Origin of the sequence: Natronococcus sp. (genome assembly GCF_047921035.1) — an archaeon.
In the GTDB taxonomy this organism is placed as follows: domain Archaea; phylum Halobacteriota; class Halobacteria; order Halobacteriales; family Natrialbaceae; genus Natronococcus.
On sequence record NZ_JBLRWX010000177.1, the window covers coordinates 1 to 3639 of the forward strand.

The window sequence follows — 3639 nt, forward strand, 5'->3', positions numbered from 1 at the left end:
TGGCCGTTCACCCCGTCGCGGGCGCGGGCGCCGCCGGCCTCGTCCTCTACCTGACGACCAGCCTGCGGATGCTCCTCGAGCTCACGGGCGAGGTCGTCGCGGCGACCGCGGGCGACCTCGAGACGGCCCGCGACCGGATTCGCGGACTCGTCGGGCGCGACACCGACGGGCTCTCGCCCGCCGAACTCCGCAGCGCGGCCGTCGAAAGTGCGGCCGAGAACCTCGCGGACGGGCTGGTCGCGACGCTGTTGCCCTTCGCCGTCCTCGCCCCGTTCTCGCTGCCCGCCGCGGCCGCCGCGGCGGCCTGGGTCAAGGGCGTCAACACGTTAGACTCGATGCTCGGCTACCCCTCGAAACCCCTCGGGACGGCGAGCGCGCGGCTCGACGATCTCGTGATGTGGCTCCCCGCCAGGGTGAGCGCCGTCGCGATCGCCGTCGCCGCGGCCGACCCCGGGGCGCTCACTCGCGCCCGGGAATGGGCCCGAACCCCGCCGTCGCCGAACTCGGGGTGGCCGATGGCGACGCTGGCCTGCGCGCTCTCGGTTCGGCTCCGCAAGCCCGGCGTCTACGATCTGAACCCCGATGATCCCCTTCCGACCCTCGAGGACGGCGAGCGCGCGGTCGCGGTCGTCTTCCGCGCGGCGCTGGTCGCGGCCGTCCTCGCGGTCGCGCTCGGGACCGCGCTCGAGGCACTCCTGTCGACTGCGGGGGTGGTCGTGTGAGGACGTGGATCGCCGCCTGTCGGGGCGCGCTCGCGTTCCTCACACGACTCCCCGTCGGTCACCGCGAGGGCGACTGGGACGCGTTCCGCTCGCGGCCGGCGACGCTCCCGTTCGTCGGGCTCGTCGCCGGCTCGCTGGCCGCGATCCCGCTGCTCGCCGTCGACGTCCTCGGGGCGCCGACGGTCGCGCTGGCGTACCTGCTCACGGTCTACGCCGTCGTGGGGATCCACAACCTCGACGGGGTCGCGGATCTGGGCGACGCGCTGGTCGTCCACGGCGACCGCGAGCGCCGCCGGGAGGTGCTGAAGGACACGACGACCGGAGTGGGCGCGCTCCTGGCCGTGTCGCTGACCGTCGCGGGGCTCGCGCTCGGCGCCCTCGGCGTCGCCGAACTCCCGCCAGCGACGGCCGTCGGCGTCGCGATCGCCGCCGAAATCGGCGCCAGGCTCGGGCTGGCCGCGATGGCCTGCTTCGGGGCCGCGAGCCACGAGGGGATGGGCAGCCAGCTGACCGAAGCGGCGACTCCCGGCCGATTCGTCGCGCCTGCTGGAATCGTTCTCGGCGCCGCAGCGCTCCTCTGGCCCCATCCCGCGGCGATCGCCGTCCCGGGAGCGCTCGCCGGGGTCGCGCTCCCCTGGCTCTGGGCGAATCGAAACCTCGGCGGGGTCAGCGGCGACGTCTTCGGCGCGGCAGCCGAGATCGGTCGCGTCGTCGGGCTGCACGCGGGGGTGATCGCGTGGACGCTCTCCTGATGTGTGGCGGCGAGGGAACTCGCCTCGAGAGCCCCCAGGAAAAACCCCTCCACCCGGTCGCCGGGACGCCGATGGTCGACCGCGTGCTGGCTGGCCTCGAGGCGAGCCGGATCGGGACGGTCTTCGCGGTCGTCTCGCCGAACGCCCCCGAGACGGCCGAGCATCTCGAGCGAACCGAGGACGTCCGGACGATCGAAACCGAGGGGGAGGGGTACGTGACCGATCTGCTCTCGGCGCTCGCACAGCCCGCGGTCGAGCCGCCCGTGCTGTCGGTCGCGGCCGACCTCCCGCTGCTCGAGGGGGCGGTCGTCGATCGCGTCCTCGGGCTCTACGGGGAAAGCGAGTCCTCGCGGACCGTCTGTGTCCCCGCAGCGCTGAAGCGCCGTCTGGGGGTCGGCGTCGACACCCGCCTCGAGGACGCCCCCCACCTCGCGCCGACCGGGGTCAACGTCGTCGGCACCACGGAGGAATCCATGACCCACGTGAGCTACGATCCGCGACTGGCGGTGAACGTGAACAGACTCGAAGACGCCCGCATCGCGGAGGACCGATGCGAGTAGTCCTGGCCGCCGGCGCGACCGAGACGGCGCTGATCGACGGAATCAGCGCTGCGGGCGCCGCGCCGGAGCTGATGGCCCACACGCCCGCGGCCGACGCCGAGATCCTGGTCTACGGCGAGCCGACAGCCGCCCCGGTCGTCCCGGTGAGCCCGACCGGCTGTCCGACGCCCGCGGCTGTGACCCGCGCGGTCCGGGAGGTCGTCGGCTTCGACCTGACTGTCGTCGACGCGGGGCTCGCGGAGCCGACCGCCGCGCCGACGGTCGATCTCGAGGCCGAGGCCGGAGCCGACGTCCGCGAGCCCGTCGCCGTCCCCGAGGCCGAAGGGCTCTTCGAACGCGCGCGGGAGGTCAGCCGCGATCTCTCCGACGACGACCTCCTGCTCGGCGAGACGATCCCCGGCGGGACGACGACCGCCCTCGGCGCGTTGACTGCCCTCGGCGAGCCCGGCGGCGTGTCCTCGTCGCTGCCCGAGAACCCCCTCGAGCGAAAGCGCCGCGTCGTCGAGCGCGGCCTCGAGGAGAGCGGACTCGAGCCGGGCGACTGCGAGGACGCCCCCCTGCGGGCGATCCGGGCGGTCGGCGACCCCGTCCAGGCCGCGGTCGCCGGGATCGCTGCGGGGGCGCTCGAGGACGGGACTCGAGTGATTCTCGCCGGCGGGACCCAGATGGTCGCGGTCGCCGCGCTCCTCCGACACGCCGGGATCGATTCCCCGCTCGAGGTCGCGACGACCTCGTTCGTCGCCGACGAGCAAGGCGAGGCGCTCCCCGAAGCGTGCGACCGACTCGACTGTGAACTGACCGTCACCGACCCCGGCTTCGACGGACGCGACCACGTCGCGATGGCCCGCTACTGCGCGGGCGAGGCCAAGGAGGGCGTCGCGATGGGCGGGGCGCTCTCGCTCGTCCCCGACGGCGAGATGGGTGCGGTCAGAGATCGGCTCGAGGTCGTCTGTCGGCGACTCGGAATCGACGACGAGCGCGAGGCCGCGACTGAGAACCAAGCCGAGCGCCCGGAGGGAACGCATGGATCCTGACGCGATCCGTACCGCCGAGCGGGTCCCCCACGGCGGCGAGCCCGACCGCGAGATCCTGGACTTCTCGGCGAACACGAACCCCGAGGTGCCCGACGGCGCGGAGCGGGTCTATCGGGACGCCTTCGAGGCGAGTCGGCGCTACCCCGACAACGCCTCCCCCGACTACCGAGCGGCTGCGGCCGCGTTCGTCGACTGCGACCCCGAGCGCGTGATTCCCACGCCCGGCGGGCTGGCCGCGATTCGCCTGGCGATGGAGGTAACCCTCGAGCCCGGCGACGACGCCCTGGTTCCGTACCCCAGCTTCGGCGAGTACGCCCGCGAGGTCCGACTGCAGGGCGCGACGCCCGCCTTCGTCCGCGTCGACGACGTCCTCGAGGTCGGTACCGACACGCTCTCGAACTACGCGCTCGCGGTCGTCTGCACGCCGAACAACCCGACCGGGGAGGCGATCGATCCCGACGCGCTCGAGGCTGTCGCGGCCCGCTGTGGCGAGGCCGGGACGACCCTGCTGGTCGACGAGGCGTTCCTCGGCTTTACCGACCTCCCGTCGGCCGCGAGGCTCGACCGCGAG

Annotated in this window: 5 protein-coding genes; all 5 read left to right on the forward strand. The window is 73.8% G+C overall.

Going from position 1 to position 3639, the window contains the following annotated elements:
• On the forward strand, positions 1 to 722 hold a 722-nt coding region (locus ACNA7R_RS19645), incomplete at its 5' end, for a CobD/CbiB family cobalamin biosynthesis protein (RefSeq protein ID WP_416285231.1).
• On the forward strand, positions 719 to 1474 hold the full coding sequence (gene cobS / locus ACNA7R_RS19650; protein ID WP_416285233.1) for an adenosylcobinamide-GDP ribazoletransferase: 756 nt from the start codon (positions 719 to 721) through the stop codon (positions 1472 to 1474). The genes ACNA7R_RS19645 and cobS, both read left to right, overlap by 4 nt.
• Positions 1474 to 2034 carry an NTP transferase domain-containing protein gene (locus tag ACNA7R_RS19655; protein WP_416285239.1) on the forward strand — a complete coding sequence of 187 codons (561 nt, stop codon included), beginning with the start codon at positions 1474 to 1476 and terminating at the stop codon, positions 2032 to 2034. Before cobS ends, ACNA7R_RS19655 begins: the two co-directional genes overlap by 1 nt.
• Complete coding sequence (gene cobT / locus ACNA7R_RS19660) at positions 2025 to 3068, forward strand: nicotinate mononucleotide-dependent phosphoribosyltransferase CobT (RefSeq protein ID WP_416285235.1); 1044 nt, start codon at positions 2025 to 2027, stop codon at positions 3066 to 3068. Before ACNA7R_RS19655 ends, cobT begins: the two co-directional genes overlap by 10 nt.
• On the forward strand, positions 3058 to 3639 hold a 582-nt coding region (locus ACNA7R_RS19665; protein WP_416285237.1), incomplete at its 3' end, for an aminotransferase class I/II-fold pyridoxal phosphate-dependent enzyme. The genes cobT and ACNA7R_RS19665, both read left to right, overlap by 11 nt.